This is a genomic window from Lachnoclostridium sp. MSJ-17, from assembly GCF_018918205.1.
Lineage (GTDB): Bacteria > Bacillota > Clostridia > Oscillospirales > Acutalibacteraceae > Ruminococcoides.
Map to the genome: position 1 here is coordinate 1 of NZ_JAHLQB010000035.1, position 26621 is coordinate 26621.

The 26621-nt window shown below is 51.7% G+C and carries 31 protein-coding genes and 1 pseudogene; 19 read left to right on the forward strand and 13 right to left on the reverse strand.

What is annotated here, in order from left to right:
- Positions 1–210 precede the first annotated feature (210 nt).
- The 8 genes and pseudogenes from KQI64_RS10725 (at position 211) to KQI64_RS02950 (ending at position 2253) form a co-directional block, all read left to right on the forward strand.
- Positions 211–366: a helix-turn-helix domain-containing protein gene (locus KQI64_RS10725; protein WP_442911976.1), complete on the forward strand. Its 156-nt coding sequence runs from the start codon at positions 211–213 to the stop codon at positions 364–366.
- Between the two features lie 24 nt (positions 367–390).
- Positions 391–483: pseudogene (locus KQI64_RS02925) on the forward strand (ATP-binding protein); the annotation flags it as partial.
- An 11-nt stretch (positions 484–494) separates the two neighbouring features.
- Positions 495–671, forward strand: a complete 177-nt coding sequence (locus KQI64_RS10730; protein ID WP_442911977.1) for a Fic family protein — start codon at positions 495–497, stop codon at positions 669–671.
- 275 nt (positions 672–946) lie between these two features.
- Positions 947–1222 (forward strand): LuxR C-terminal-related transcriptional regulator, encoded by a 276-nt coding sequence (locus KQI64_RS02930; protein ID WP_216523269.1) that lies wholly within the window; start codon positions 947–949, stop codon positions 1220–1222.
- The gene (locus tag KQI64_RS02935) at positions 1219–1554 is read left to right on the forward strand and encodes a hypothetical protein (protein WP_216523270.1); all 336 of its coding nucleotides are present in this window, start codon (positions 1219–1221) and stop codon (positions 1552–1554) included. The genes KQI64_RS02930 and KQI64_RS02935 overlap by 4 nt, the downstream gene beginning before the upstream one ends.
- Positions 1551–1703: a hypothetical protein gene (locus KQI64_RS02940; protein WP_216523271.1), complete on the forward strand. Its 153-nt coding sequence runs from the start codon at positions 1551–1553 to the stop codon at positions 1701–1703. Before KQI64_RS02935 ends, KQI64_RS02940 begins: the two co-directional genes overlap by 4 nt.
- Positions 1700–2011, forward strand: coding sequence for a hypothetical protein (locus KQI64_RS02945; protein ID WP_216523272.1), 312 nt, complete (start codon positions 1700–1702; stop codon positions 2009–2011). Before KQI64_RS02940 ends, KQI64_RS02945 begins: the two co-directional genes overlap by 4 nt.
- Positions 1981–2253, forward strand: coding sequence for a leucine-rich repeat protein (locus tag KQI64_RS02950; RefSeq protein ID WP_216523273.1), 273 nt, complete (start codon positions 1981–1983; stop codon positions 2251–2253). The genes KQI64_RS02945 and KQI64_RS02950 overlap by 31 nt, the downstream gene beginning before the upstream one ends.
- A 189-nt stretch (positions 2254–2442) precedes the next feature.
- Here KQI64_RS02950 and KQI64_RS02955 read toward each other — a convergent pair whose 3' ends face one another.
- On the reverse strand, positions 2443–2616 hold the full coding sequence (locus tag KQI64_RS02955) for a MobC family plasmid mobilization relaxosome protein (protein WP_216523274.1): 174 nt from the start codon (positions 2614–2616) through the stop codon (positions 2443–2445).
- Positions 2617–2641: 25 nt separating this feature from the next.
- Here KQI64_RS02955 and KQI64_RS02960 point away from each other — a divergent pair, with 25 nt between their 5' ends.
- The 4 genes from KQI64_RS02960 to KQI64_RS02975 all read left to right on the forward strand — a co-directional run bounded on the left by KQI64_RS02960 (position 2642) and on the right by KQI64_RS02975 (position 12095).
- Positions 2642–10363 carry a fibronectin type III domain-containing protein gene (locus KQI64_RS02960; RefSeq protein WP_216523275.1) on the forward strand — a complete coding sequence of 2574 codons (7722 nt, stop codon included), beginning with the start codon at positions 2642–2644 and terminating at the stop codon, positions 10361–10363.
- 87 nt (positions 10364–10450) lie between these two features.
- Positions 10451–11071 carry a hypothetical protein gene (locus tag KQI64_RS02965; RefSeq protein ID WP_216523276.1) on the forward strand — a complete coding sequence of 207 codons (621 nt, stop codon included), beginning with the start codon at positions 10451–10453 and terminating at the stop codon, positions 11069–11071.
- Positions 11072–11206: 135 nt separating this feature from the next.
- Positions 11207–11710, forward strand: a complete 504-nt coding sequence (locus KQI64_RS02970; protein ID WP_216523277.1) for a hypothetical protein — start codon at positions 11207–11209, stop codon at positions 11708–11710.
- A 34-nt stretch (positions 11711–11744) separates the two neighbouring features.
- Positions 11745–12095 carry an LPXTG cell wall anchor domain-containing protein gene (locus KQI64_RS02975; RefSeq protein ID WP_216523278.1) on the forward strand — a complete coding sequence of 117 codons (351 nt, stop codon included), beginning with the start codon at positions 11745–11747 and terminating at the stop codon, positions 12093–12095.
- A 108-nt stretch (positions 12096–12203) separates the two neighbouring features.
- On the opposite strand, the gene KQI64_RS02980 is transcribed toward KQI64_RS02975, so the two are convergent.
- Entirely contained in the window at positions 12204–12896 is a 693-nt protein-coding gene (locus KQI64_RS02980; protein WP_216523279.1) for a hypothetical protein, read from the reverse strand.
- Positions 12897–13317: 421 nt separating this feature from the next.
- Between KQI64_RS02980 and KQI64_RS02985 the strand changes: the two genes are divergently transcribed.
- Complete coding sequence (locus KQI64_RS02985) at positions 13318–14091, forward strand: hypothetical protein (protein WP_216523280.1); 774 nt, start codon at positions 13318–13320, stop codon at positions 14089–14091.
- Between the two features lie 48 nt (positions 14092–14139).
- On the opposite strand, the gene KQI64_RS02990 is transcribed toward KQI64_RS02985, so the two are convergent.
- Positions 14140–15507 carry a dockerin type I domain-containing protein gene (locus tag KQI64_RS02990; protein ID WP_216523281.1) on the reverse strand — a complete coding sequence of 456 codons (1368 nt, stop codon included), beginning with the start codon at positions 15505–15507 and terminating at the stop codon, positions 14140–14142.
- Positions 15508–15663: 156 nt separating this feature from the next.
- Here KQI64_RS02990 and KQI64_RS02995 point away from each other — a divergent pair, with 156 nt between their 5' ends.
- Positions 15664–16548: a cation diffusion facilitator family transporter gene (locus tag KQI64_RS02995; protein WP_253289165.1), complete on the forward strand. Its 885-nt coding sequence runs from the start codon at positions 15664–15666 to the stop codon at positions 16546–16548.
- Between the two features lie 71 nt (positions 16549–16619).
- Here KQI64_RS02995 and KQI64_RS03000 read toward each other — a convergent pair whose 3' ends face one another.
- On the reverse strand, positions 16620–17198 hold the full coding sequence (locus tag KQI64_RS03000; protein ID WP_216523283.1) for a biotin transporter BioY: 579 nt from the start codon (positions 17196–17198) through the stop codon (positions 16620–16622).
- Positions 17199–17401: 203 nt separating this feature from the next.
- On the opposite strand from KQI64_RS03000, the gene gltX reads away from it, so the two are divergent.
- The 5 genes from gltX (at position 17402) to ymfI (ending at position 21794) form a co-directional block, all read left to right on the forward strand.
- Entirely contained in the window at positions 17402–18853 is a 1452-nt protein-coding gene (gene gltX, locus KQI64_RS03005; RefSeq protein ID WP_216523284.1) for a glutamate--tRNA ligase, read from the forward strand.
- Between the two features lie 176 nt (positions 18854–19029).
- Complete coding sequence (locus tag KQI64_RS10520; RefSeq protein ID WP_301282405.1) at positions 19030–19152, forward strand: transposase; 123 nt, start codon at positions 19030–19032, stop codon at positions 19150–19152.
- A 26-nt stretch (positions 19153–19178) separates the two neighbouring features.
- On the forward strand, positions 19179–19352 hold the full coding sequence (locus KQI64_RS03010) for a hypothetical protein (RefSeq protein ID WP_216523285.1): 174 nt from the start codon (positions 19179–19181) through the stop codon (positions 19350–19352).
- A gap of 17 nt (positions 19353–19369) precedes the next feature.
- Positions 19370–21052 carry a glutamine--tRNA ligase/YqeY domain fusion protein gene (locus KQI64_RS03015; RefSeq protein ID WP_216523286.1) on the forward strand — a complete coding sequence of 561 codons (1683 nt, stop codon included), beginning with the start codon at positions 19370–19372 and terminating at the stop codon, positions 21050–21052.
- Position 21053: 1 nt separating this feature from the next.
- The gene (ymfI, locus tag KQI64_RS03020) at positions 21054–21794 is read left to right on the forward strand and encodes an elongation factor P 5-aminopentanone reductase (RefSeq protein ID WP_216523287.1); all 741 of its coding nucleotides are present in this window, start codon (positions 21054–21056) and stop codon (positions 21792–21794) included.
- Positions 21795–21914: 120 nt separating this feature from the next.
- Here ymfI and rplQ read toward each other — a convergent pair whose 3' ends face one another.
- The 9 genes from rplQ to map form a co-directional block, all read right to left on the reverse strand.
- Positions 21915–22256 (reverse strand): 50S ribosomal protein L17, encoded by a 342-nt coding sequence (gene rplQ, locus KQI64_RS03025; protein ID WP_186833798.1) that lies wholly within the window; start codon positions 22254–22256, stop codon positions 21915–21917.
- A 36-nt stretch (positions 22257–22292) separates the two neighbouring features.
- A complete protein-coding gene (locus tag KQI64_RS03030) occupies positions 22293–23246 on the reverse strand; it encodes a DNA-directed RNA polymerase subunit alpha (protein ID WP_216523288.1) in 954 nt (317 codons plus the stop codon).
- Between the two features lie 95 nt (positions 23247–23341).
- Entirely contained in the window at positions 23342–23944 is a 603-nt protein-coding gene (gene rpsD / locus KQI64_RS03035) for a 30S ribosomal protein S4 (protein WP_186833796.1), read from the reverse strand.
- A 24-nt stretch (positions 23945–23968) separates the two neighbouring features.
- Positions 23969–24367, reverse strand: coding sequence for a 30S ribosomal protein S11 (gene rpsK / locus KQI64_RS03040; RefSeq protein ID WP_092965881.1), 399 nt, complete (start codon positions 24365–24367; stop codon positions 23969–23971).
- A gap of 12 nt (positions 24368–24379) precedes the next feature.
- Positions 24380–24748 carry a 30S ribosomal protein S13 gene (gene rpsM / locus KQI64_RS03045; RefSeq protein ID WP_092965883.1) on the reverse strand — a complete coding sequence of 123 codons (369 nt, stop codon included), beginning with the start codon at positions 24746–24748 and terminating at the stop codon, positions 24380–24382.
- Between the two features lie 351 nt (positions 24749–25099).
- Positions 25100–25213 carry a 50S ribosomal protein L36 gene (gene rpmJ / locus KQI64_RS03050; protein WP_015523208.1) on the reverse strand — a complete coding sequence of 38 codons (114 nt, stop codon included), beginning with the start codon at positions 25211–25213 and terminating at the stop codon, positions 25100–25102.
- A 184-nt stretch (positions 25214–25397) separates the two neighbouring features.
- Positions 25398–25616, reverse strand: a complete 219-nt coding sequence (gene infA / locus KQI64_RS03055; protein WP_186833795.1) for a translation initiation factor IF-1 — start codon at positions 25614–25616, stop codon at positions 25398–25400.
- On the reverse strand, positions 25616–25858 hold the full coding sequence (locus KQI64_RS03060; protein ID WP_216523289.1) for a KOW domain-containing RNA-binding protein: 243 nt from the start codon (positions 25856–25858) through the stop codon (positions 25616–25618). Before KQI64_RS03060 ends, infA begins: the two co-directional genes overlap by 1 nt.
- 8 nt (positions 25859–25866) lie before the next feature.
- Positions 25867–26619 (reverse strand): type I methionyl aminopeptidase, encoded by a 753-nt coding sequence (map, locus tag KQI64_RS03065; protein ID WP_216523290.1) that lies wholly within the window; start codon positions 26617–26619, stop codon positions 25867–25869.
- Positions 26620–26621: the final 2 nt, after the last annotated feature.

Genomic DNA, 26621 nt, shown 5'->3' on the forward strand with positions numbered 1-26621 from the left:
CAAGGTGGACGTTGACTCCCTTGAAGCGATTGTCTTTGACCCGTACACCCACGGTTATTATAAGGTCGGCGGCAGAGTCGGTGACGCATTCAAAGACGGACTGAAACTGAAATAAAAAAACCTCCGACTTGTCTGTAACTAACAGAGAACAGTCACAGAGGAAGATATGCGCGGCGATTTGTCAGCGGGCAGAGCAGGGGAAACCCTGAGATATCCGTCACACTTGAACAGCTTGCCAATCAAATCAATTCCTCCCGTGAGGTAGTTTCCAGGACACTAAAGAACATGGAAAAGCAAAATATTGTTCGACTCAGAAGAGGAAAAATCACGATTCTGAACCAAAAAGAATTAACGCGGCTGCGTTAAAATATTGAATGGAGGTATCCAGTTATGAAATGTGATTTTAAGGTTGCTTTGGAAAAGCGCAAGCCGAAGAGCTGGCTCAAAAGCGTAAGCGCGTTTGCGAACGGTATCGGTGGTACATAACCGACCAAATTCTTGAATACTGTACAGAGCCGAAAACAAGAAAGGAAATCTGTGATTATCTGGATTATAAAAATCTTTCATATTTTTCAAAGCACTATCTAAAGCCGCTAATTGCCGAAGGTAAATTAAAAATGACAATACCTGATAATCCCAAGAGTCAAAAGCAAAAATATGTAACTGCTTAAAACTATCGCAAACCATTTCATGGACACACATAGACACACATAGTCACTGACTGACCAAGATAGTGACTATGTCGAATCCTTTCGGGAGTTCAAGTCCCTGACGCATTTCCTCCGAAAAAAATCTTTTTTGTACGGATAGGACAGTGAACAGGAGATACCCATTCTGGTATCTCCTGTTCACTTTTACCCGCCGCGCCAATAGGGACTCGAAGGCGACTGTGCCGAGCAAAGCGAGGCAAAAACGTCACTGTGTGACGTTTTTAGACCTGCAATCAATGTATTTTACAGAAAACCGGTATGACCGCAGCATCGAAAGCATGATGAAGGGCATACCAAACTTTTACCCGAGAGGTTCGGGAATCGTAGTGACCAAAAAATTCGAGTATACAGCCAAGATCTCTCCCAATACCGTCAAGCGGCATATCCGGAACATCATGGAGAAAACCGGCTATGAAAGCCGTCTGGAGCTGGCGATGAACGCGAAATCCCTCGGCTTGGTCGTCAGCGATAAAGAACGCACAAATGATCCCAAACAAAGGAGGCTAAAATGAAAGGAAAAGACATGAAACAACAACTGACCAAAACCGGAAGAACGCTCCCACGGCGCGTTGTCAGTATTCTGATGAGCTTAACGCTTGTCGCGCTGATGTTTCCGGCATTCGAGCTGCATGCTCACGCGGGAGGTTCGTCGGACTACGAGTTAGACGGCAAGGATTACCACGTCGAGTGGGACGACGAGCATGGAGTCGGCACCGTGTACGTCCAGTGCGAATACTGCGGACATTACGCGGAGGAGTCGTTTTCTGACGGCGACCATGCGCAAGCCGCTGCCGATACTATCACGTATCTGTTCCCCCATGACTGCGACCACTGCAAGGAATGACCGCCTCACTGACAAAGAGCGGTATCCGTCTGGCGATCGAAGCAGAGCGCGATCCCGCTTTGCCGCCGACTTTGCTGCCTGTCGAGCGCAAATTAAGCGACGATCTCACCTTCCTGACGATCAACGTGACGGGATGTGGGGCTGTATGACGAGCTTGCAGTCGATCAGCGGCCCGCTGCTGTATTACCTGATCGGCATTATTTCGATCCTGCTTATGATCGGTCAGACCGCCGAGCTGTTTCAGGCGATTCGATACAAACGAGAAAAAAAGCACCTGATCGTTTCCTTAATCAACTCTTTGCTGTGTTTTGCGCTGTTGATCGTTATGATGGACTTTGCCATGACGCGATTCATCTCGCCGGAGGACGAATGGAAGTTTCTGCCTTTTGAATGGGCGCTGTTCGCTCTGCCGTGGCTGTGGATCGTATGCGGAGAGCTGATCTCTGCCGCAGTCTGACGAACCTGAAAATCCCGGACGGCGTTAAAAAGCTCGGCGATGAAAACAGCGTCGGATACGGTATGTTTGAAAACTGCAAAAACCTCAGTGAAATCACGATTCCCGCATCTGTCAGCTATATCAATCCCGACACCTTCGACGGCTGCGGTTCGCTGATTATCTGCGGAGAAAAGAATTCAGCCGCTCAGGAATTTGCAACTATCAATAAAATTTACTTCAAGGTCATCAGCGAGCCGGATTAGCTTTATCGTGAACTCTCTTCGTCGCCATGAATTCACGGAAGGCATTCTCGCCGTCGCAGTTGACACCGCTGACCAATCTGCGCTTGGATTTGATGTCAAAGGTCTTATACTACTGCTGACAGTAATTGATAACCGCCCGCATTGCGAAGCGATTCTGTGTGCTCTCAGGGATAAACATGACCGTTGCCATCAGCTGTCATCACCTTTCAAATCGAGAATCGCGTCATAAATTTTTCGCTGACCCTCGATAACAGAATCGAATTTTCCAAAGAAGAAACGTTTGGAATGTATCTTTCTTGCGATTTGGTTGATATTGTTGCCGATACGTTTCAGCTCAACAAGCACCTCTGACAGGTCAGTCACCGTGCCCGGTCTGATGAGCCTCGGTATGTATCATAACGGTACCAAACAGAAAAACGCGGTGTTGAACGTTTACAGAAGCGATAAACTCACAGACAACACCGACAAGGGCTTCAACCTTGTCAATAACAGAGAGATCTATAACAACGACCAATTCGACAGCGGTATAGAATATGCCCAGGAACAGAATATGGAGGGTATCGACGTCAACGGCGACGGCTTTGACGAAATCGCTGTACTGAGATTATCACGCCCGATGTACGTCGAGCTCTATGATCCCCAGAAGTACTCCTCGAATGATAAGCACAAAAAGCTGGCCGAATGGAAAACGGATATCTCCGGAGGCGCGACGATATCCGATCTTGAGCCTAACGAGACCATGGGCTACATGGCGCTGACCGCAGGCGATTTTGACAAAGACGGCTGCGAGGAGCTGGCGGTCTATATCCCCACCGAGCATCCGACCTTTTATCTGCTCAAGTACAAGGACAATTCTCTCCGTACGCTTGCGAGCTTCCGCCTCGAGGACGTATCGGGCGGCAAGGGCAGGCGGCTCGTCTATAAATCCGACGGCAACAAGCTCCCCAACGACGGCTATCCGATTGTCAGCCTTTCGACGACTTCCATCTCCGGCGAGGATCATATCGTATTCAACGCGAGCCTGCCGATGCGCTACAACGGCTATGACAACCGTTCGTGCATGGCGATTCTCGACTACGACGGCTCATCGCTCAAGGAGGTCTACTCCGACGACCTCACCTACGGCAACGGCTCGTACAGAATGAGATACGCGAGCGCGACCGACGGCGACCTCTACGGCAAAGGCGAACAGACGCTGATCGTCGGCGGCTACAAGAACGATGGCCTCGGCAGTGATTCGTCAAAATACAACACCACACAGGGCGGTCTGAACGGTGACACCAACCTTGTTCAGATCATCAAATACAACACAGAAGAAAACAAATATGAGCGCGGCGATCTGAAGACGGCGAGCCGCCACTCAAACGGTCTGTGTAAGATGGAAGACCGCAAGCTCACCAACCCCATAGCGATCGCGGCTGTCAACTTCACCAACAGCGGCAACGGTCCGGAGTTCCTTTTCCTTGGCGGAAAAGTCTTCAGATGGAGCGACAGTGACTCATTAGCTGAAAAATGGGAAATGCCTCTGGGCAAGAACAACGACGACGACCCGTTCATCGTCAAGGCGTTCGCCATGAGAGGCATCGACGGCAACTATATGCAGGAGCAGCTATTTGTCTTAGCCGGCGATACCGACGCGGGCACTCCCGACTACGACCATCTGCATACGCATACCATTATCAACACCAACAATGCCGGCAAGACGGACGATGCGGACGCCACCACAGACGACGTTCAGCTGATTGACAACTACAACGACAGCTGGACAAGGGTGAACGAGGATGACGACGGTGACTTCTGTACCGCCGCTCCTCTGCAGTGCTCCGGATACGGCGCTACCGTCAGGTGCACCGACAAGAGCGTCGGCTGGTCCGATGTCACCGTAGAGGCAGTTCTCCAGAGCGTTCCCTACTGGGAGGAGCTCAACTACGGCGAGGGCAGAGGACAAAGCTCCTTTACCCTCAGCTCCGGCAAGAGCAGCGGCAAGGATCATGAGGTCGTCCACTCCAACGGCGGCTTTTTAGAGGTGTCTGTTGTCTTTGGCTTCGAACTCTTTAATATCGGCGGAAACGCCGGCATAAAAGGCTCTATCGAAGGACACAGCAATCACGGCAATCAGGAGGGCAAGGAATACGCGCTTTCAGGCAAACTGACGATCAACAGTCACGCCGGCAGCGACACCGCGGTGCTCAGCGCGACGGCGATCGGTCACTATCTGTATGAAGTCTATCTCCCCGAGCATATCGTCACCGCGGCAGAGCATGCGTACATGGTCGAGAACTACGAGGCATACGGCTATAACAGCCCCGGCGAGGTACCCGCGGTAGGTACGCTTTCCGAGGCTTATACGACTCCTTGTATCAACCACGTCAATTACGGACAGACATACTCCGCGATCGAGGTCAATAAATTCAACGACAAGGTACAGGATTATTACGACGCAGGCGGCTCAAAGGAGAAGCTCGGCAAGATCGATATGTCCAAGTACAACTCCGCCGTAATCGGCGACCCTTACAGCTATCCCGCAAATAAGGGAAGTATCTATAACTACTCGACGCAGCAGGAGTACAGCGATCTTGACGGAAAAACAAAAGAAACCGAAATGATCTTTGAGTCCAAGTACCCCGTGGCCGTCAACGCCATCGCGGACAGCGACGCGGATATTGAGATCGAATTTGAACAAACGATCACCAGCGGCTCCTCTTCGGGCTATGACCTTGGCGGAACAGCCGGCCTCGCCGGAGAAATCGACTTTCTTGTCGGTAAGGCAGACGGATCCATCGGCTACAGCGGCGGAATCGAGAAGAATACCGTTTACTCTGATTCTACCATCACCGGCAAAAGCTTCGGCGTGCGGGTCTGCAACTGGGAGGATTACACCAAGGACGGCGACAATAACGAGGTGCCCGCAAACAAATACGACTTTAACGTCACTCCCGTGGTGCTCAGATCGTCCCCTCTTTCCAACGGCGATACGCCCTTCATGCTGACCTATATCGTCACTCCGATGAACGAAGGTCACATCGCTCCCGCAATCCCCGACAATATCCATGTCAATACCGTATCCGCCTCGGCGCTGAACGTCACATGGAAGAATGCCAGCACCCCCGAGCGCCCGGTATCTAAGTACGAGATATTCCAGAGGAACGTCAGCGCGAAGGAAGATACCTTCGTATCTGTCGGTACGGTAGACGCGACCGCCACCTCCTTCCTCGCTACCAACTTAGAGCCCGAGACGACCTATGCCTACAAGGTGCGCAGTATCTACGACGGCACCTACAGCGTATGCAGCGGCGAGGCACAGGGCACGACTCTTCCGCTCGAGGGCAGCGGTCCGAGCTTCATTAAACATCCCGCCAACGCGTACGTCAAAGAGGCAGACGTCAGCAGCAGCACGACCGTGACCTTTGACGCACTCGCGGTACCCGCCTCCAAAGACCACGCTGTCAGCTATCAGTGGCAGAAGCTGGAGGAGAGCGGCACTGAGGGCAGCGTTTCACAGTGGGTCAACCTGTCTGACAGCACCGAGAGCAATCCGACTGCTTTCTCCGGCACAAAGACCGATACTCTTTCTGTCGCTCTGAACTCCGACAACGCCGAAGAATTGAACGGCGCGATTTTCAGGGTCATCGCCGTAGAAGAGAGCTTGGGAACCGCCCGCAGTCAGGCGGTGTCACGTTCCGCTGAGCTTGTTATCTCCGGTAACGAGCCGATCAAGACCTCTACCGATCTTAAGATGACCAACGTCAAGGACGCGACCGCCGCCGTCACCGACGCAAACGGCGATCCCGTAAATCAGGGCAAGGTGACATTCTTCCTCTACAAGAGGAGCGACAACGGCATGATCGCGGCCGACGAACAGGCTACCGTTGAAGTCAATAACGGCACGGCGTCCTACACCTACTCCGACAAGGCGACCGCAAGTGAGTCAAACTACGGTTTCTTCGCCGTATATACCGACGACACCCACACCTATGCTTCGTCCTGCGATCTTGTCACCTATGACAACGTCGTTTATCTGACAGCCGACGAAGGCGCGGAAATCAAATTTATCGCCGGCGAAGGCAAGCCGGAGATCAAGCTCCCCGTAGCAGCGTTCGCACAGGGCAAGGAGGTTCGCTTCAAGGTCGATCTGACCTCTGAACAGTACCGTCTCGACTCCGTCACGGCGTCCACGATGAAGAGCGGCGATCTGATAGATGTGAGCGGGCAGGACGGCGTTTATTCGTTCATTATGCCCGACGACAGCGTCACGGTCAGCGCAAAGACCGCTTATATCCCGGCGGTCACGATCACACCGCCCAAGAGCTTTGCGGCGAAGTTCGCCGACAGCGATAAAGCTGAGCTGACCACAGCGTTATTCGACGCAGGCAGCGAGGTATGGATCAGTACGGGCTTGACCGATCATAAGCCTTCCGTCACATTCAAGAACGATGACGGCTCGACAGCAAATATCAGTTACCGCTACAGCGATACCGCTCCCGACGGCGCTGACAGCGATACAAAATATCTTGTATTTACCATGCCGGCGTACAGCGTGACCGTAGCGTTCGACGAATATACAGTGGACGTCGGCGGCAACATATCATCCGAATTGGTTCGTGATCCTTACTATCCCGGCAGTGAGAATTATTACGTTCCCGGTGAGAAGGTTTACGTCGGATATACGGTTCACGGAACAAATGTTGCAAAGGTGAATTTTTACAAGCATGATTCCGGCGAAGAAGTAACGCTTCCTTATGAAATAGATTATGACGATTCTTTTGACCCTTCCGCTTCCATCAAGGATTCGGATACCTTCCGCAACACGATCTGCTTTGAGATGCCCGACTATAATGTCGATATAAAACTCTGGCATCAAACCGCTGTAAGCGTAACGGCAATCTCCGTATTGAAAGATCTCGACTATAATACCGTAACCGATAGCGTCCTCTCTGACGACAGCTTTACGTTCAATTATAACAACGGTTTGCAAGCGACCGGAACGCCCACTGTTTACGCTGCTCCCGAAACGGAGGTGCTCTTTACCTTTGATACCGGCAAGGTCAATGACGGCGATTTCAATGATTTGGCTTTCAGCTTTGAAAATCTTTACGCGAACAGCACCGGCTTTACTGAGGATCGTTTACGCACCGAGTTTGTTTCGCAGGAGGGAACCGTATATACCTACAGATTCACCGTTCCCCAGAGTCCTGCCCCCAATTTCCGTGTCGAGCTCATGGTCAGATTTGAACAGGATACTCCCGTTCTCAACATCAATCCTACCACGCTCAACGTCTCCGAAAATATCGGCTTGACCTCCAACTATCCTCTCGGTAATCTCACCATTACCGGTATGACGAACGGCTTCACTGAGCTTGATGAACACGGAAACGCGGTCGCGCTCACAAAAGGCGAGTACGATGTCTGCGCCTATGTAAAAGGTCATGAGGGCGATGGTAAATACGCCTCCGATACAGTCAGGGTTACAGTAAACGACAACCACACCGTCCATATCGAATCTGACGCAGACTGCATGATGGTATTCACCGATCAGGACGGCAACAAGATCTCCGACTCCGATTCCGGCACCTATGCGGGCGGCGACACCGTATACTTTGCCCTTGCCGACAGCGGAAACACGCTCAACTCCCTCACCGTATCCACCGATTCACGTGGCAGCGGCGGAGAAATAGAGTATCAGCAGAACGGCTCTGTATACAGCTTCATCATGCCGCATCAGGACGCGTATATCTTCCCCGACGCTATCAAGGTAAAGCTTGTCGGCGGCGACCACGGCAAGGTTTATTTTGCCGATGAGAAGCACACCGGATATTCCGAAGCATGCTTCGCCTCCGGCAGCACCGTAGAGTTCACGGTAACGCCCGACAGCGGCTATGACGGAAACGTCGTTGTCACCACCGAGGACGGCAGCGTCAGCTTCAGCTATGTTTCCGGCGACAGCACCTACGCGTTCACTATGCCGGATAAGAACGTCACCGTAGCAGTCGCCTTTGAAAACTCCAATTACAATCTGCTCAAGGAGTTCAGAGCGGTCGCTAATCCATCCGAAATTCAAATCGGCGGGACGTCCGAGGTAATCATTATCGACATAGACCTCACGCCCATGATCTTAACTCCGTCAAAGAATTACACGGTCAGCGACATGAACCTGTATTCCTCCGACGAGAGCATCGCAACGGTAACCGCCGACGGCATGATTACCGGTATCGCCGAGGGCACGGCAACCATCACGGCGCGCCTGAAATCCAACCCGAGCATATATGATAAATGCACAGTGACGGTTGTGGCTGAAAAGCCCACAGAAACTCCCACCGAGGCTCCTACAGAAGCGCCTACCGAGACGCCCACAGAAGCGCCTACCGAGACGCCCACAGAAGCTCCTACCGAGGCTCCCACAGAAGCTCCTACTGAGCCTGTCGATGATAACATCTTTGAGATAGCGAGCTACGCAGAGCTTTGTCAGGTGCGCGACCTGATTAACAGCAACTACGCCGAGTACGGCGACAAGAGCTACAAGCTCACGGCTAATATTATACCTGAGGACAGCGACCTTAATTGGACAACCGGTATCGGTTCCGAATCTCAGCCCTTTAACGGCGAATTCGACGGCGACGGCTATTGCATTGTCAGCCTGCGTGTTTCCGACGATTCACTCTTCAACACAATCGGTGAAAACGGTTTTGTTCACGACGTCAACATGTTTGACGTAAAATCGGCGGATACGAACGCACAGCATAACGCTATGGGCGGTATCGCCAATGTCAACAACGGCGTGATTTCCGACTGCATCAACGGCAACCATACCTCCGCCATTACCGTGAAGGTCACGGTCAAGGGTGTGACGAAAAAAATCACCGCTTCCGATTACAACAGCGAATTTTCTGCCGATATTTGCGGCGGTATCGCGGCAGTCAACAACGGAATTATCGTCGGAAGCCGCAACGAGGGAATTCTCCGCGGCGGCACTGTCGGCGGTATTGCGGGACAGAATCACGGCACCATCTACGCCGGCGCGAACAATGTCGATATCAGCGGAACATCCTATGCCGGCGGTATCGCGGGTCAAAACAGCGGAACGATCGAAGCCTCCTACAACTCTCACGAAGTCAGCGGCGAAGGCGTCAAGGGCAGTATTGCAGGAAGCAACGAGGGTACGTTCGCCAATGTATTTGCTCAAACGAATACAACTCCCGCAGCAGGCGAAGGCAGCACAGAGGGCGCATCTGTTGTCAGCGGAATGAACAACGTCAACAATCAGTTTGATAAAACTCTGAACAGCGTCACCGAGGATACATACAATGCAAACGGACACAGTATCCCTCTGAACTGGCTGATCAACGCTAACCTTAACCACAAATATCCTGTTATCAAGGGTGACTTCTCCAAATTCAAGAGTACAACCGTTGAGAATACGGAAAGCATGACCCTGAGAGGCACTATGCACCAAAGCGCGCATCTGATTTATTCCGAGTTGACAAGCGAAAACGAGCATTACTCAACGATTCTTGACAAGCTTTCCTTAAACGGCGACAGTACAAAGCTGTTCTATATCGCAGTAACCGACGGCGCCGGAACAGAGCTTCCGACGGGAATCTGGATGGACGGCGAAGATGTTGAAATATCCATGCCGGTTTCCAATGCGGACGCGGTTTTGATGGGAATTGACGCAGACGGAGCAGCGCAGACGTTTGAGCCTGTATCTTATGATAACGGCGCAGCGGTCTATAAGATTCCGGCGCTCATGCAGGTATTTGCCGTTCAGACAAAGCAGGAAGACCCGACTGAGAACCCTACAGAACAGCCTACAGAGGAACCAACTTCTTCTACAGAACAGCCTACAGAGGAACCAACTTCTCCTGCAGAACAGCCAACAGATCCTACGGAAAAAACTACCGAAACACCCACAGAAAGGGCTGCGGACGCGAATTCTTCCACTAAGGATAGTGCAACAAACGATACGAGCAGAACGACCACAGGCGGTACCTCTTCAACCGGCGGCGCAGTTCAAACAGGCGCTTCCTCTGCTGTGATAATCGCTTTGATTATTCTTGCAATGTACGCTTTGATAATAGGCACATTTGTTTCAAAACGCCGCAAAGGCGAGTAATATATCAAAAATCTTCTCCCTGTGAGATGTTTCATAGGGAGAAGTGAAACAAAACATAGCCCCAAGGGGCAGAAAGGATTTTTCAAAATGAAAGTTAATAAGTTACTGGCAATTGTACTGACAGGCGTTTTGATGGTTGGCTCGGCTATCTCCGTATCCGCCGCAGACACCTACACGCTCACGCAGGATAATCCGACCGGTGATCGGGACACAGAGGTTACCGCTGAGATCAAGGCTCCGGGCGAGGTATGGTATGAAGTCGCGGTACCGACAAAGGTTGATTTCGGCATCCTGAATAATGTGACAGGCGATGCCGACACACAAGCGTTCGACATTGAGCTTATCGACAAGTCCGCTTCTGTTGATAGCGTCTATGTCGCTGTAAGAGACACAACCGACGCTGACGCTATTACCGACGCTACCCTGAGCACAAAGTTCTTCAAGCTTGAGAACGAAACAACAGGTCTTGTTCTCGGTTACGATTATCTTAACGAAACAGGTGCATCCGTGCTGACCGAGACCACTCCCGAAGACAATAATTACAACTATTACGGCATTGTTGACGGTCTTACCACCATCGGTGAAACCTACAACTGTACCCTCAGTCTGCCGATGTCACAGCTTAGCGGCAAGCTTACCGATGAATATGCAGGTGTTTACACAGGCACTATCGAATTCTACAGCAGAGCTACTGTATCTGCACCGTAATCAGACACGAATCAGCATACCCCGACGGTTTCCCGTCGGGGCAGTATGCTGATTACCGCGGTATTCAAAAATTCAAAAGAGGCTTTGCATTTTCGAATGCCACGGCGGTATCAAAATAGAATATGAGGTGGAAAAATGGAAAAGAATAAAAAACACAAGGTAATGATTATCATATTGATTGCCGCGGTGATTCTTCTCGCCGGAGCTTTGGTGACAGTCTATATCATGAGCAATCAGCCAAAGGAAGTGACTGCGCCCGATTCTGCCGGTGTTGGCGGTGAAATCGTAGATAATTGGGATCCCAACATCGATAATGAGCCAACTCACGGCGTGGATGACGCAATCATTCCCGGCTACGGTAATGCGGAAATGAAAGCAGGAGACACTACGCTGACACTTTCGATCGGAAATCCCTCAGAGAATACGGTAGGCTTATTCGCGACCTTAATTGTAGATGATAAAGAGCTCTACCGATCTCCGCTGTTAAAGCCCGGTCAGGGTATCACACGTATCCCGTTGAATGAAACGCTTGAAAAAGGTACATACAACGCTTATGTGCTGTATCAAATTACTGATTTGAATAACCCCGATACCAAGCTCAATTCCGTGCGGTCGGCGCTGGAGCTGATAGTGAAGTAATCAAATTGCAAATAACTCGATGGGAGGTGCTTTTTTGAACAGTTTTCGCAGGGCGGCAGCCATGCTGCTCGCGCTTTGTATGATTTTTTCCATCGGCGGATTGTTTGTTGTGTATGCCGCAGAAAAAGGAGAACTGAGCAGAGCCGAAGGCGACACCTTAGTTGTCGCTGAAATTGTTCCCGAAAGCACCCCGACAAATCCGCCCAAGCCCGACTATACAGATCCAACCTCTGCTACAGAGCCTTCTAAAGTGATAGTTGATGACGGCATTGTGCAAACGGGAGATTTGCAAAATACAAAAATCGTCCTCTGGGGTCTGCTTCTTCTAAGTATCTTACTGTTAGTTGTTTTTGTTCAAAGAAACAGAAATCAACCATCAGATTGACACCGGTCTGCTAAATGAAAAATGTCAGTCCTGCATTCGCTATTCTTAATTCACAAACAACGGCGGCTCAGACCTTTCGGTCACTGAGCCGCCGTATTATTATCTTTATTATTTTCCGAAGGACGCTGCGCCGGGCAGTACAGCCACGGACGCTCTCTTGTCGCGGTGGGACAAAATGTGGTTGTGCAGCAGGCGCGTCGATGCGCAGAGAACGAATGTCACCGAGGTCATCATAACGAGAGTCACATACCACATGCCGTTGCGGTTGAAGGAGTAGAAATCAGTCCAGCCGCCGTTGCCGTAGCCGATAACGACCGCCATAAGCACGTAAACCGCGGCGTAGACGAGCATCGGAGCCATTCCGCAGAAAATGCGGCTGAAGCTGAGCTTTTGCTCGTTTTCAAGAAGTACGAATGAAGCGAAGGTGAGAAGCGGAGCCGCGATATGCATGTGGAAGGAGGTTCCGGTGACGGTTTCCTCTCCGAAAAGCGGGAGCAGGAACACAATGACCGTCAAAAATGTCAGAAGCAGCGATACCATGCCGGAGTATTTGATGACCCGCACCCATTCTGGTACTGAATCACGCTTGCCGCGAAGAACAGCGATTTCGAACGCCGCCGTTAATACACAGCCGACAGCGGCGATGATGTTTGAATCGGTGGTAAAGAAATACAGGGTTTCATGAGGGAAATTTACGTTCGTGATGTTCCCCATAAAGTAAGACGTGATCACGCCGGTTGTTGCGGCGGCGACGATCAGGTTGATAATCACCGAGCTTAAGAGTCTTGTTTTCCTGTTCATTGGACTGTCCTCCGGTTCATTTTTCGGCTCGCTGCAAAGCCTCATACATAGTATATGCGGCTGATTTTCATTTACCAAAATAAAATATAATATTTTTTTGCGCGACCGCCAAGACGCTAAAAGGACGATAAATATTGTATTTGTGACATATTTTTCAGCTATTTTACTGAGGTTAAAAAGTCCGTCCGTCATATTGTCCAAAATGATTTTCACATGACAATTTGCTTTTATGTTCTGTTGTTAAACCGGTGATATTCATCTCCGTTTTGACGACTGTTTTTTTGCAATTTGAAGGTCTTGTGAATATTACAGGAAATCTTTGAGAATTTTTTTATATTTTTATTGATTTTTAAAACGATTATGTTAAAATACAATTGAGGGGTGATTCCCCGTATAAATCAAATTGAAAGAGGGAATTTTGATGAAAAAGTTATTTGCGCTCATTCTCAGCGGACTTATCGTATGCTCATTCGCGGCGTGCGGACAGAACAACACAAGCTCACAAGCCTCAACTGACGCTGCGGCTACAACCGCGGCTGAAGCTCAGACGTCCGCTTCCGAGGGCGGCGACGTTATCGCGGGCGGATACACCGACGCGGCTTCACCCGTAGTTCCCGACGATGTAAAGGCTGTGTTCGACAAGGCGGCAGCCACTCTCACCGGAGTCGGTTACGAGCCGGTAGCGTATCTCGGTTCTCAGGTCGTAGCGGGCACCAACCACCTGCTTCTCTGCAAGGCGACTCCCACGACAGCAGAACCCAAAACCACCTACGCTCTTGTAACTCTGTTTGAGGGACTGAACGGCGAGGCTGAAATCACCGATATTTCCAACAGCGACGTTGAAGCTCCGGCACCCGCAGACGCCGAGAATCCGATGACAGGCGCCTACGCCGAGCCCGCGACCCCGGAGGTCAGCCCCGAAGCTCAGAAGGCTCTTACCGCCGCTCTTGAGGGTCTTGACGGAGCGACTTACGAGGCAAAGGCTCTGCTCGGAACACAGGTTGTTTCCGGCACAAACTATCTGATGCTCTGCAAGATCACTCCCGTAACCCAGAACCCGCAGCCGCATTATTCGATCGTTACGGTTTACGAGGATCTCGAGGGCAAGGCGTCCATCACTGATACCCACGATTTCGCAGCTGAGGACGACGCTGCGGCATCAGACGCGACTCAGGCTGAAACCTCAAACGGCTAAAAATTCCGATCACTAAAAAAGCTGACCGAACGGTCAGCTTTTTTTATATCAGTATATTTCTCCGGTTTTTCCCATGCCCGAAGTGAAGCCCGCAATGTACTTCTGCACGCAGGTCACGTCGAGGACGGAAACCCTGCCGTCTCCGTTTGTATCAGCGAGGGCAGTCTGGGTGTCTGTCATACGCACATAGTCAACAGCCGCTCTCTGGAGCAGGGTCGCGTCGTCTACGGTGATTTTGCCGTCGAGATCAAGGTCGCCGTAGAGCTTGTTTTCAAGGCTGTTCTCGTCGGTCACGGTAAGCGTTATCGGAAGCTCGCCGTCGTCGAAGGTGAAAATCATATCATGTTTTCCCGCCTCGAGATTTACAAGCTCGGATTTGCCGATTATCACCATGCCCTCACGTAAAATCATGTTGCTCTCGATGTTCGAGCCCATGTACTCTCCGTCAACGTAGACCGAAAAGACCTTGGAGTCGGAATCCGTCTGGAAGCTGAAGCCCGATGAAGCGCTCTTGTCCCACATGATATCCGTGTACTGAGAGTAAAGCTTTCTCGGCTCAAGCTGCTTTATTTCGTCGTAGTCCGCGTAAGCCATAATTTTGTCGCTGTTCTTTACGTCACCTTCGTCGAGGTCAAGCTGAGCGGTGGCTACCTTGCCGCTGAGGTTGCCGTTGATAAAGGTCAGCACATGCTCTTCCGCGTCGTAATCGGTTACGATAGCCACATGGTCGAAGTAGTCGCCCGAGCCGTCCCATGAAACGAATACAAGTCCGCCGGGCTTGTAGGGCATATCATACGGGTCGACGTCGATATTGTAGTATGTGTTCCAGTTGTAGGAGTCGAGCTTGTGGTGCGCCTTCGGAGCGTACCAGACGTTTTTCTGGTCGAGGTCGTAGGCGAGGATCCACGAATCCGCGGCAAACTCTATTCTCGGTTCGGCACAGTAGGCGTAGTAGTACTTTTTCAGCTCGTCCCTGGTGTAATAGCCTCCCTGATAAAGGCACCAGCTGACGAAAATCGCGCACCAGTCGCAGTCGAGGTACTGAGCATTTTCGTTTTCGCCCATTATCCACGCCTGAGCCCAGCGTGTGTACTCGGTGTTGCCCGTTTTGCCGGCGTTCATTCTCAGCTCCTTGCCCGTCCAGATAAGACCGTCAGCCTTAGCCTGCTCGATATCGACGCCCTGAGTCGCGTAGTTCAGATATCCCTCCTGAGAGAGAGCGGCGGCGAGAGTCTTTTCCATTGTCGACTTGCCCTCGCTGTCACTGAGAGCGGCGGTAAGTCTTTCGTAGTACGGCGAGCTCTTGTACTCCTCGGAATACACAAGGCTGTCGTCGGCATACGCTGTCAGCGAAAACAGCGACGACGCGAGAAGCGCTGCCGCTGTAATAACGCAAAGTATTCTTTTGATTTTCATAGATTATTCCTCCAGTTTATAAGATAAAAGAATAATACCACGAAAAGACGGATTATGCAAGCAAAATTTTATATTGACAGCAGGGCTGAATAAGCTTATAATATCATATAATATCATATGCTTACAGCAATAAACATAGATACAGGAGCTGTTTTTATGGATAAAACGCATGACGCAAAGCGGGTCGCAACGACGGTGTCGCTTGTCGGAATGATCGGCAACATCGCGCTTACCCTGTTCAAGCTGTTCGCGGGTATCGTCGCAAACTCCGGCGCTATGATCTCAGACGCGGTACACTCCGCCTCGGACGTTTTCAGCGGTATCATAGTCATAGTCGGCGTTAGTCTTTCTTCCCGCGAATCAGACTCAGACCACCCCTACGGTCATGAGCGGTTCGAGTGCGTCGCCGAGATCATTCTCGCGGTCGTGTTATTCATCGCAGGCGGCACGATCGGAATCGAAGCCGTAAAGAGCATTGTGACCGGCGCATACGCGGAGCTTACCTTTCGCAGTCCGCTCGCCCTCATCGCGGCGATCACCTCGATCATCGTCAAGGAATCGATGTTCTGGTACACCAAAATCAACGCGAAAAAAATCAACTCTCCCTCGCTTTCGGCTGAGGCGTGGCATCACCGCAGCGACGCCCTGTCGTCGGTGGGAGCGCTTATCGGCATAGGCGGCGCGGCTCTCGGCTTCCCCATTCTCGAGCCCATCGCGAGCATAATCATCTGCCTGTTCATCTTCAAGGTCGCGTTCGACGTTTTCAGGGACGCGGTTGACCGCATGGTCGACCACTCCTGCGACGACGAGACCGCGGATAAAATCAAAGCGTGCTCCGAGAAAATCGACGGCGTTGAACGCATTGATCTTCTGCGCACGAGAGTATTCGGCAACAAGATTTACGTCGACATAGAAATCGGCGTCGACAAGGAGCTCAGCGTATGCACCGCTCACCAGATCGCCGAGCAGGTTCACGACGCGGTAGAGAACGGCTTTCCGCAGGTAAAGCACGTCATGGTTCACGTCAATCCGGTGGAATAAATTATATTTAAAACAATAGACAGCGTCGCCGCTGATGAACGGTGACGCTGTCTTTTATTAATGTATGAGGATCAGTATAGCTTTGCGAGCGCCTTGTTTAGCGGCACCGCGATGATCGACGCGAGTACGCACTTCGATATGTCGAGCAGAATGAAAACCGAGGTCAGCGTAACTACCGCGCTGAGCAGATCCGCTCCCGTGTACGCCATATACAGCGCGATTCCCGGGATATACATCACCGGAATTCCGACGATCACGGTAACGAGAATATAACGCACGACGGTGAGCTTGCCGCCGAGCTTTTTGGCGAGTACGTTTTTGAGCAGGCTGACTAAGAACGCCGCAAGCACAAAGCCGATGATGAATCCGCCCGTCGGCGAGAGTATCGTACCTATTCCGCTCTTTGCGCCCGAAAAAACAGGCAGTCCGATCACGCCGAGCAGCACATAGAGCAGCAGCGAAATCACCGAATACAGGGGTTTTAATATAAGCGCCGTGAGCATTACCATGAGCACCTGCAGCGTAAACGGCACGCCGATAGGCAGCGGAATCGCGAGCTGTGCCGCGACGCAGATCAGCGCGGTGCAAAGTGCGATCTGAACCATTGCGAGGGTAGTAAGCTTTGCGCGTGAGGGTTGGTTTTTAGTCATATTGTCAACTTCTTTCAATGTTTATTGTTGACATTATACACCGTTCACGCCCAATTGTCAACTATTTTATTCTACTTTGGTTTACGTAAATCTTCAAACCATTTTGCTCCAATAAACTGCCAACTGCTAACTAAAAATCCTTGTACTTCTTCCCGAAATATGGTATACTGATTAAGTATACTATAAAAGCAAAGGGTGATAATATGGCTGAAAAAACAGTCAGAACAAGATACGCGCCTAGTCCCACCGGCTTCATGCACGTCGGCAACCTGAGGACGGCGCTGTACGAGTACCTTGTCGCCAAATCGCAGGGCGGCAAATTTATCCTCCGTATCGAGGACACCGACCGTGAAAGACTGGTTGAGGGCGCGGTCGACTTCATTTACAACACGCTCAGGCTCGCCGGGCTGCAGCACGACGAAGGTCCCGACATCGGCGGAGACTTCGGTCCCTATGTCCAGTCCGAGCGCAAGGATATGTACCTGCCCTACGCCGAGCAGCTTATCCGCGAGGGCAAGGCGTACCGCTGCTTCTGCTCAAAGGAGCGCCTCGAAAAAATCCAGAAAGAGACCGTAGGCGGCGGCTACGACAGACATTGCCGCGACCTTCCACAGGAGGAGATCGACCGCCTGCTTTCTGAGGGCGTGCCCTATGTTATCCGTCAGAAAATGCCCGTTGAAGGCAGCACGACCTTCACAGACGCGGTATTCGGCGAGATCACCGTCGAAAACAGCGAGCTGCAGGATCAGATTCTGATCAAGACCGACGGCTACCCCACCTACAACTTCGCTAACGTCATTGACGACCACACCATGGGCATCACCCACGTCGTCAGAGGCAGCGAGTACCTCAGCTCTACCCCGAAGTACAACCTGCTCTACGAGGCATTCGGCTGGGAGATCCCGACCTACATCCACCTGCCTCTTATCATGGGCAAGGACGAGGACGGCAACGTCTCAAAGCTCTCAAAGCGTCACGGAGCGACGGGCTTCTATGATCTGATCGACGACGGCTATCTGCCGCAGGCGATAATCAACTACATCGCGCTTCTCGGCTGGTGCCCCAAGGACAATCAGGAGATTTTTACACTCTCAGAGCTTGAAAAGGCGTTCGACATCAGCGGAATCAGCAAGTCTCCGTCCGTTTTTGACTACGACAAGCTCAGCTGGTTCAACGGAGAGTACATCAAGGCAATGACTGAGGAGGAGTTCACCGAGGCAGCAATGCCCTATTACAAGCAGGTTTTCGGCGACAGGGAAATGCCTTACGAAAAGTTCGCGGCAATACTCCGGAAGCGCGTCACACAGCTCACGCAGATTCCCGAAATGCTCGACTTTTTCGCACAGCTGCCCGAATACGGCAAGGAGCTCTTTGTCAACAAAAAGAGCAAGACAAACCTCGAGAACGCGCCCGTCGTGCTCAAAGAAGCTACCGACAGACTGAGAGCGCTTCCCGAATGGACAGCAGACTCTATCCACGACTGCCTGATCAACATGGCTGCCGAAAATGGACTCAAGAACGGCACGGTTATGTGGCCGGTCAGAATCGCCGCGGCAGGCAAGACCGTCACACCCGGCGGTGCGATTGAAATTCTTGATATCCTCGGCAGAGAGGAAACAATGAGAAGGCTCGAAATCGGACTTGAGAAGTTGTGAGGATCTTACGGAAGCCAAACAGGCTTAAAGACTACGATTACTCTTCCGGCGGTGCGTATTTCATAACCATCTGCACAAACAATAGAGATAAGAACCTTTCCTATATACGTAGCGGAGACCCTTGTGGTCTCCCTTACGTTGAGCTTACCGCACTGGGAAAAATTACCGAAGCAACCTTGGCTGAAATTGAAACGGCTGATTTGACTGTTGATAAATACGTCATTATGCCCAATCACATTCATCTGATAATAAAAATCTGCACCCCCAAGACAGCCACAAGGGCTGTCGCTACGGTGTAACTAAGGCAATCGGAAAATACAAATCATTGTGCGCAAACAGATGGCTCGCCTATTGTAAAGCAACAGGCACCGAATATCACCCCATATGGCAGCGTTCATATTACGACCACATAATACGTTCGGAAAACGACTACCTTGAAATATGGAAGTATATTGACGAAAATCCGATAAAGTGGACTCTCGATAAATACTATTTTTAATAAAGAAGGCTAAAGATATGTCAGAAACAACACCAAATGAGGTTATGACCGGTAACTTCATTCACGATTTTATAGACGAGGAGCTCGCCGAGGGCGGCAGATGCGAAGGAATGCAGGTTCACACACGTTTTCCTCCCGAGCCGAACGGCTATCTCCACATCGGTCACGCGAAGGCTATCTGCATCAACTTCGGCACTGCCGAGAAGTACAAGGGCATCTGCAACCTGCGCATGGACGACACCAACCCCACCAAGGAGGACGTCGAGTACGTCGACGCGATAAAGGAGGATATTCACTGGCTCGGCTTTGACTGGGACGACCGCTTCTATTTCGCGTCCGAGTATTTTGAGCAGATGTATGACTTCGCCGTTGAGCTTATCAACAAGGGTCTCGCCTATGTCTGCGAGCTTACCCCCGAGCAGATGCGCGAATACCGCGGCGACACCTCTACTCCCGCAAAAAGCCCCTTCCGCGACAGACCCGCCGAGGAGAGCCTTGACCTGTTCAAGCGCATGAGAGCGGGCGAATTCGCCGACGGAAGCATGACCCTCCGCGCGAAAATCGACCTCGCGTCCGGCAACTTCAACATGCGCGACCCGGTCATTTACAGAATCAACCGCCTGCACCACCACCGCACAGGCGACAGCTGGTGCATTTATCCGATGTACGACTTTGCGCATCCGATCGAGGACGCGCTCGAGGGCATCACACACTCCCTCTGCTCGCTCGAGTTTGAGGATCACCGTCCGCTCTACGACTGGGTTATCGATAACATCTCCGCGCCGAGCAAGCCGCGACAGATCGAGTTTGCGCGTCTGGGCATCAACAACACCGTAATGTCCAAGAGAAAGCTCCGCGCTCTCGTCGAGGAGAACCACGTAAGCGGCTGGGACGACCCGAGAATGCCTACCCTCTGCGGTCTGCGCAGACGCGGCTACACTCCGCGCTCTATCCGCTCGTTCATCGATCAGATAGGCGTGTCGAAGGTCAACTCTATCGTCGAGTATTCCTTCCTCGAACACTGCCTGCGCGACGACCTCAACGAGACTGCCGCGCGCGTTATGTGCGTTACACGTCCCGTAAAGCTCGTTATCACTAACTATCCCGAAGCTCAGACCGAGACCTTTGAGGTCGAGAATAACCCCAACCGCCCCGAGGACGGCACACGCACCGTGACCTTCTCGCGCGAGTGCTGGATCGAAGCCGATGACTTCATGGAGGAGCCTATCAAGAAGTATCAGCGCCTGTATCCGGGCAACGAGGTTCGCCTCAAGTCCGCATACATCGTCAAGTGCACGGGCTGTAAGAAGAACGAGAACGGCGTTGTCACCGAGGTTTACGCCGAGTACGATCCCGAGACCCGCGGCGGCAACACCCCCGACGGCAGAAAGGTTCGCGGAACCATTCACTGGGTCGACGCGGAGAACGCCGTCGACGCCGAGGTAAGGCTTTACGACAACCTCTTTACCGTGCCTGACCCCGACGCTCAGGAGGGCAGCTTCCTCGACTACCTCAACCCGAAGTCCCTCGAGGTGCTGACAAACTGCAAGGCTGAGAAGAGTCTCGCCGAGGCAAAGGCTCCGCAGAGCTTCCAGTTCATGCGTCTGGGCTACTTCTGCGTCGACAACAAGGACAGCTCGCCTGAGCACCTCGTTTTCAACAGAAGCGTAAGCCTCAAGGACGGCTTCAAGAAGAAGTAATATGAAAACTGCTTTGGTTACGGGCGGCGCGGGCGGAATCGGCTCCGCGATCTGCAAAAAGCTCGCGCAGTCAGGCTGTCAGGTCGCCGTCCATTACAACACAAAAAAAGACACCGCCGAAGCCCTCGCCGAACAGCTCCAAAAGAGCTTCGGCGTTAAGGCTATGGCGGTTTGGGCAGACGTTGCTGACAGAGAGAGCGTCAACTCCATGTTCGACAAGGTTGACAATACCCTCGGCGGCGTCGATATCCTCGTAAATAACGCCGGCATCGCTCAACAGAAGCTGTTCACCGACATTACCGCGAACGACTGGCGCAGTATGCTCGACACAAACCTCGGCGGCGTGTTCAACTGCTCGCAGGAGGTTCTGCGGCGGCACATGATCCCCGGTCACAGCGGCGTTATCCTCAACATTAGCTCAATGTGGGGACAGGTCGGCGCGTCGTGCGAGGTTCACTACAGCGCGGCAAAGGCAGGCGTTATCGGGCTGACAAAGGCTCTCGCAAAGGAGGTCGGACTCAGCGGCGTGCGCGTCAACTGCATAGCGCCCGGAGTTATAATGACCGACATGATGAAGGGCTTTGACGAGGAAACTATACAAGCCCTGAGGGAAGAAACTCCGCTCAACACCCTCGGCACGCCCGACGACATAGCCGAAGCCGCCGTGTTTTTATGCAGCGACAAGGCGAGGTTCATCACGGGACAGGTTCTCGGGGTGAACGGAGGATTTGTCATACTATAGCAGTTGGTAGTTGGGTAGTTAGTATTTGGTAGTAATACTACCCTAAACTACCTAATGCCAACTAAAAAACTGCCAACTAAAAAACCGCCCATAAAGGGCGGTTTTTAATATAGCTTAAACTTAAACCAGCTCGATGACAGCCATCTCGGCGCCGTCGCCGCGACGGGGACCGATCTTGGTAACTCTTGTGTAGCCGCCGTTGCGGTCAGCGTACTTGGGAGCAATCTCGCTGAACAGCTTGGAAACAACGTCCTCCTTGGTAACAAACGCGAGAACAAGGCGTCTGTTGTGCAGGGTGTTGTCCTTAGCCGTTGTAATCATCTTCTCTGCCATAGCCTGAACTTCCTTGGCACGAGTATTGGTGGTCTCAATTTTGCCGTTTTCGAGAAGGAAGGTAACCATAGCGCGAAGCATAGCGGTTCTCTGCGCGGTAGTTCTTCCCAGTTTTCTTGTACCTGGCATGGTATTCACTCCTTTACGTGGGTTTTGTAAGGGTATTTATTCGTCTTCCTTCTGAAGACTGAAACCGAGAGAATTCAGCTTCTGTACGACTTCCTCGAGCGACTTTCTGCCGAGGTTGCGCACCTTCATCATATCCTCTTCGGACTTGTTAATTAAATCTTCAACTGTATTAATGCCTGCGCGCTTGAGGCAGTTGAACGAACGTACCGAAAGGTCGAGATCCTCGATAGTCATTTCGAGGATTTTCTCCTTGCCCTTGTCGTCCTTCTCGACCATTACCTCCGCGGAGGAAGCCTTGTCTGAGAGGTTTACGAACAGGTTGAGATGCTCGGTGAGCACCTTAGCGGCGAGAGAAACCGCCTCTTCGGCGTTGATTACACCGTTTGTCCACACGTCGAGCGTGAGCTTGTCGTAGTCAGTGATCTGACCGACACGGGTGTTGTCAACGGTGTAGTTGACCTTTAATACAGGCGTGTAGATGGAGTCGATCGGAAGAACGCCGATTACGTTGTTGCCGGTGAGCTGCTTGTTGCGCTCGCCGGGAACGTAGCCTCTGCCCTTGTCGATGGTGATTTCCATGCTGAGCTTAGCGCCCTCGCCGAGAGTGGCGATGTGCAGCTCGGGGTTAAGGATCTCGACCTCGCTGTCAGCCTTGATGCTTGCAGCGGTGACCTCGCAGGGACCCTCGGCGTCGATCGTGACAACCTTGGGAGCTACGTCGACCAGCTTGGCGACGAGGCTCTTCATGTTGAGCACGATTTCGGTGACGTCCTCTTTAACGCCGGTGATAGTTGAAAATTCGTGAAGAACGCCGTCAATCTTGAGCGATGTAACGGCACAGCCTTCAAGTGAGGAAAGCAGCACTCTGCGCAGGCTGTTGCCGAGAGTGTTGCCGAAGCCGCGCTCGAGCGGCTCAACAACGAACTTACCGTACTTGCCGTCTTCGGTTAATTCCGCTGTTTCAATTCTTGGCTTTTCAATTTCAATCATTCGCGAATCCTCCTCTTCGTCATGCCGCCAAAGAAAATGGCGGCAGCATGTGTAATCTTCCTGTGGATATAAACGCTGAAAAATCAGCCTTAAGATTACTTGGAGTACAACTCAACGATGAGGTGCTCTTCAACGGGATAGTCGATGTCGTCTCTCTGGGGAAGCGCTACGACCTTGCCGCCGAGGAGATTCTCGTTCTTTTCAAGCCACTTGGGAGTGAGCATGGAAGCGTTCTCGCCCTCGGCAATAGCCTTGAAGCGTGTGGTTGAACGGCTCTTCTCCTTGACCTCGATTACGTCGCCGACCTTGACGATGTAGGAGGGGATGTTTACCTTCTTGCCGTTAACGGTGAAGTGAGCGTGGTTAACGAGCTGTCTTGCCTCACGGCGGGTAGCCGCGAGACCGAGTCTGAATACAACGTTGTCGAGTCTGCGCTCAACGATGGAGAGGAGCTCCTCACCGGTCTTGCCTTCAGCCTTCTCAGCCTTCTCGTAGTACGCGCGGAACTGCTTCTCGAGAATACCGTAAATAAACTTTACCTTCTGCTTCTCGGTCAGCTGCATGCTGTACTCGCTCTTTTTTCTTCTCATTTTGCCGCCGGGGTTTCTGTTGGAAGTCTTTTTGCTGTAACCCATTACAGCGGGCGATAAGCCGAGCGCTCTGCAGCGCTTGGCGATAGGCTGCATATTTTTAGCCATAAAAGTTATCCTCCTTAAATTATACTATACGCGTCTTCTCTTGGGAGGACGGCATCCGTTGTGGGGAATGGGAGTAACGTCTTTGATCATCGTTACCTCAAGACCAGCGGTCTGAAGCGCACGAATCGCTGCCTCTCTGCCCTGTCCGGGACCCTTTACGTATACTTCAACGTATTTCATACCGTGCTCCATAGCCGCTCTTGCAGCGGTCTCTGCAGCGGACTGAGCCGCGAACGGAGTGGACTTCTTGGAACCTCTGAAGCCGAGCTCGCCTGCGCTAGCCCATGAAACAGCGTTGCCCTGTGTATCGGAAATCGTAACGATTGTGTTGTTGAATGTAGACTGGATATGCGCTGCGCCTTTTTCGATGTGCTTACGCTCACGACGACGGCGGATAACCTTCTTACCCTTTGGTGCTGCCATAGTCGTACCTCCTTACTTCTTCTTGTTTGCCATGGTCTTGCGGGGACCCTTGCGTGTACGGGCGTTAGTCTTTGAACGCTGACCTCTTACGGGGAGACCCTTTCTGTGACGTACACCGCGGTAGCAGCCGATATCGATAAGTCTCTTGATATCATAGGCGATGTCGCGGCGAAGGTCACCTTCTACACGGCAGTTGTGCTCGATGTACTCTCTGAGCTTTGATACGTCTTCTTCTGTCAAATCTCTGACACGAGTGTCAGGATTTACACCTGTTGCAGCAATAATGTCTGTTGCAGTTTTACGTCCGATACCGAAGATGTAAGTGAGACCGATCTCAACTCTTTTGTCTCTCGGTAAGTCAACACCTGCTATACGAGCCATTCAGTTGCACCTCCATATTATTTTAAAAAGTAGATTTTTAATAGAGTGGTCAGGGGTTAGTGAGTAGTTGGTAGTTGGCAGTTGGCAGTTGGCAGTTGGTAGTATTGTAAATAAACCGGCTGCTCAACCTCTCACCCGCACTGACCTGATAAAGTATTTTCGCGGAGTTAAGGTTTACAGCAAACCTCTCCCGCGAAAATGCGCGGTAAAATACAGCGCCGCGCTAAAGTACGCGAGAATAAAAACGCGAAAATGCGCGGTAAAATACAGCGCCGCGCTAAAGTACGCGAGAATAAAAACGCGAAAATGCGCGGTAAATCATACCGCCGCGCCAGAGTACGCGTAGTAAAATTAACCTTGGCGCTGCTTGTGCTTCGGGTTCTCACAGATAACCAGAATCTTGCCTTTTCTCTTGATTACCTTGCACTTGTCGCACATTTTCTTTACTGAAGGTCTGACTTTCACTAAGAATCATTCCTTTCCATGTTAAAGTCTGTGTTGTGTTTGTTGAATCACTTGTGAACTCAAGCCTCGGTGCACTCCGCATCTCCGAAAATAACTTCCACTCGTCTAATCCGCTCCGTTGCCTTTGGGCAACTACGCAGCTTAGTCCTCGCCGGTCGTTATTTCCGGGCTCCGTGCATTCGGCTCATTTGCTTCTCCAAGTAATTCTGCCTCTGCTCAGGTCGTATGGAGACATCTCCACGGTGACCTTGTCGCCCGGCAAAATGCGGATGAAGTTCATCCTCAGCTTGCCTGAAATAACAGCTAAAATCATGTGACCGTTCTGAAGCTCAACCTTGAACTGCGCGTTCGGGAGCGCTTCTCTTACGATACCTTCTACTTCAATTACATCCTGCTTTGACATTATTTGCCTCCGTTAAAATCGCGTAAAATCTGTTTTATCTTCGGATTCGTTTCCAATGAACCGTTGTGCGCCGTGTTTGTCGGCGACAGGTGTTTCAGCTTTTTGCGCTTGGGGTGTTCCACCCTGCGTCTTTTGCCGTCGGCGATGAGCGCGTACTCACCGTCCGTTTGAAGGACGACAAAGAATTTGTCCTTGTCTCTTCCCGCCCTTGCCCTGACGACGCTGCCCTTTACTATGTCCATATGTCACCTCAGTCACAAATGGTCATGATTTTGGGGCCGTCGTGGGTGATGCAAACCGTGTGCTCAAAATGAGCGCTGAGCTTGCCGTCGACGGTCTTGACCGTCCACTTGTCGGGCATCACGCGGACGTGATAGCTGCCCTCGTTCACCATCGGTTCAATGGCGATTGTCATTCCCGGGAGAAGTCTTAACCCCCGGTGGGGTGTACCGTAGTTAGGTACGCTTGGGTCCTCATGCAAATTCGCACCTACGCCGTGGCCGACGTAATCTCGTACCACCGAGTAACTGCGAGCTTCGACATACCTCTGAACCGCGCTGCCGATATCGCCAATGCGGTTGCCGACGGTTGCCTGCTTAATTCCCTCATACAGGCTCTCCCGCGTGGCGTTCAGCAGCTTTTCGGCGTTTTCGCTGATTCTGCCGCAGGCGAAGGTGTAGGCGTTGTCGCCGTGAAAGCCCTTATAATAGGCTCCGACGTCCACGCTCACGATATCGCCTTCACGCAGGACGGTATATTTGTCTGGTATGCCATGGATGACCACGTTGTTTACGGAAATACATGCGCTCGCGGGAAACCCGCCGTAACCGAGAAACGAGGGCTTTGCGCCCTGTTTCCCGATATAGCGGCGGACAATAGTGTCTATCTCGAGGGTGGATACGCCGGGGCGTATCGCCTCACCCGCAGCGCGTAACGCCTGTGCGGAGATGCGGCAAGCGTCTTTCATAAGGGAAAGTTCCCGCGCTGTTTTGATTTGAACCATGC

Excerpts from the sequence above, each read along its gene's own strand:
- rplQ (WP_186833798.1), bottom strand. The coding sequence starts at position 22,256 with ATGCCAGGTACAAGAAAACTGGGAAGAACTACCGCGCAGAGAACCGCT.
- KQI64_RS02985 (WP_216523280.1), top strand. The coding sequence starts at position 13,318 with ATGAAAAAGTTATTTGCGCTCATTCTCAGCGGACTTATCGTATGCTCA.
- KQI64_RS02995 (WP_253289165.1), top strand. The coding sequence starts at position 15,664 with ATGGATAAAACGCATGACGCAAAGCGGGTCGCAACGACGGTGTCGCTT.
- KQI64_RS02930 (WP_216523269.1), top strand. The coding sequence starts at position 947 with ATGTATTTTACAGAAAACCGGTATGACCGCAGCATCGAAAGCATGATG.
- map (WP_216523290.1), bottom strand. The coding sequence starts at position 26,619 with ATGGTTCAAATCAAAACAGCGCGGGAACTTTCCCTTATGAAAGACGCT.
- infA (WP_186833795.1), bottom strand. The coding sequence starts at position 25,616 with ATGTCAAAGCAGGATGTAATTGAAGTAGAAGGTATCGTAAGAGAAGCG.
- gltX (WP_216523284.1), top strand. The coding sequence starts at position 17,402 with ATGGCTGAAAAAACAGTCAGAACAAGATACGCGCCTAGTCCCACCGGC.
- KQI64_RS02940 (WP_216523271.1), top strand. The coding sequence starts at position 1,551 with ATGACCGCCTCACTGACAAAGAGCGGTATCCGTCTGGCGATCGAAGCA.
- KQI64_RS03060 (WP_216523289.1), bottom strand. The coding sequence starts at position 25,858 with ATGGACATAGTAAAGGGCAGCGTCGTCAGGGCAAGGGCGGGAAGAGAC.
- KQI64_RS02990 (WP_216523281.1), bottom strand. The coding sequence starts at position 15,507 with ATGAAAATCAAAAGAATACTTTGCGTTATTACAGCGGCAGCGCTTCTC.
- ymfI (WP_216523287.1), top strand. The coding sequence starts at position 21,054 with ATGAAAACTGCTTTGGTTACGGGCGGCGCGGGCGGAATCGGCTCCGCG.
- rpsK (WP_092965881.1), bottom strand. The coding sequence starts at position 24,367 with ATGGCAGCACCAAAGGGTAAGAAGGTTATCCGCCGTCGTCGTGAGCGT.
- KQI64_RS02965 (WP_216523276.1), top strand. The coding sequence starts at position 10,451 with ATGAAAGTTAATAAGTTACTGGCAATTGTACTGACAGGCGTTTTGATG.
- KQI64_RS03030 (WP_216523288.1), bottom strand. The coding sequence starts at position 23,246 with ATGATTGAAATTGAAAAGCCAAGAATTGAAACAGCGGAATTAACCGAA.
- KQI64_RS03000 (WP_216523283.1), bottom strand. The coding sequence starts at position 17,198 with ATGACTAAAAACCAACCCTCACGCGCAAAGCTTACTACCCTCGCAATG.
- KQI64_RS03015 (WP_216523286.1), top strand. The coding sequence starts at position 19,370 with ATGTCAGAAACAACACCAAATGAGGTTATGACCGGTAACTTCATTCAC.
- KQI64_RS02960 (WP_216523275.1), top strand. The coding sequence starts at position 2,642 with ATGTATCATAACGGTACCAAACAGAAAAACGCGGTGTTGAACGTTTAC.
- rpsD (WP_186833796.1), bottom strand. The coding sequence starts at position 23,944 with ATGGCTAAAAATATGCAGCCTATCGCCAAGCGCTGCAGAGCGCTCGGC.
- KQI64_RS02945 (WP_216523272.1), top strand. The coding sequence starts at position 1,700 with ATGACGAGCTTGCAGTCGATCAGCGGCCCGCTGCTGTATTACCTGATC.
- KQI64_RS02970 (WP_216523277.1), top strand. The coding sequence starts at position 11,207 with ATGGAAAAGAATAAAAAACACAAGGTAATGATTATCATATTGATTGCC.
- KQI64_RS02980 (WP_216523279.1), bottom strand. The coding sequence starts at position 12,896 with ATGAACAGGAAAACAAGACTCTTAAGCTCGGTGATTATCAACCTGATC.
- KQI64_RS02950 (WP_216523273.1), top strand. The coding sequence starts at position 1,981 with ATGCGGAGAGCTGATCTCTGCCGCAGTCTGACGAACCTGAAAATCCCG.
- rpsM (WP_092965883.1), bottom strand. The coding sequence starts at position 24,748 with ATGGCTCGTATAGCAGGTGTTGACTTACCGAGAGACAAAAGAGTTGAG.
- KQI64_RS02935 (WP_216523270.1), top strand. The coding sequence starts at position 1,219 with ATGAAAGGAAAAGACATGAAACAACAACTGACCAAAACCGGAAGAACG.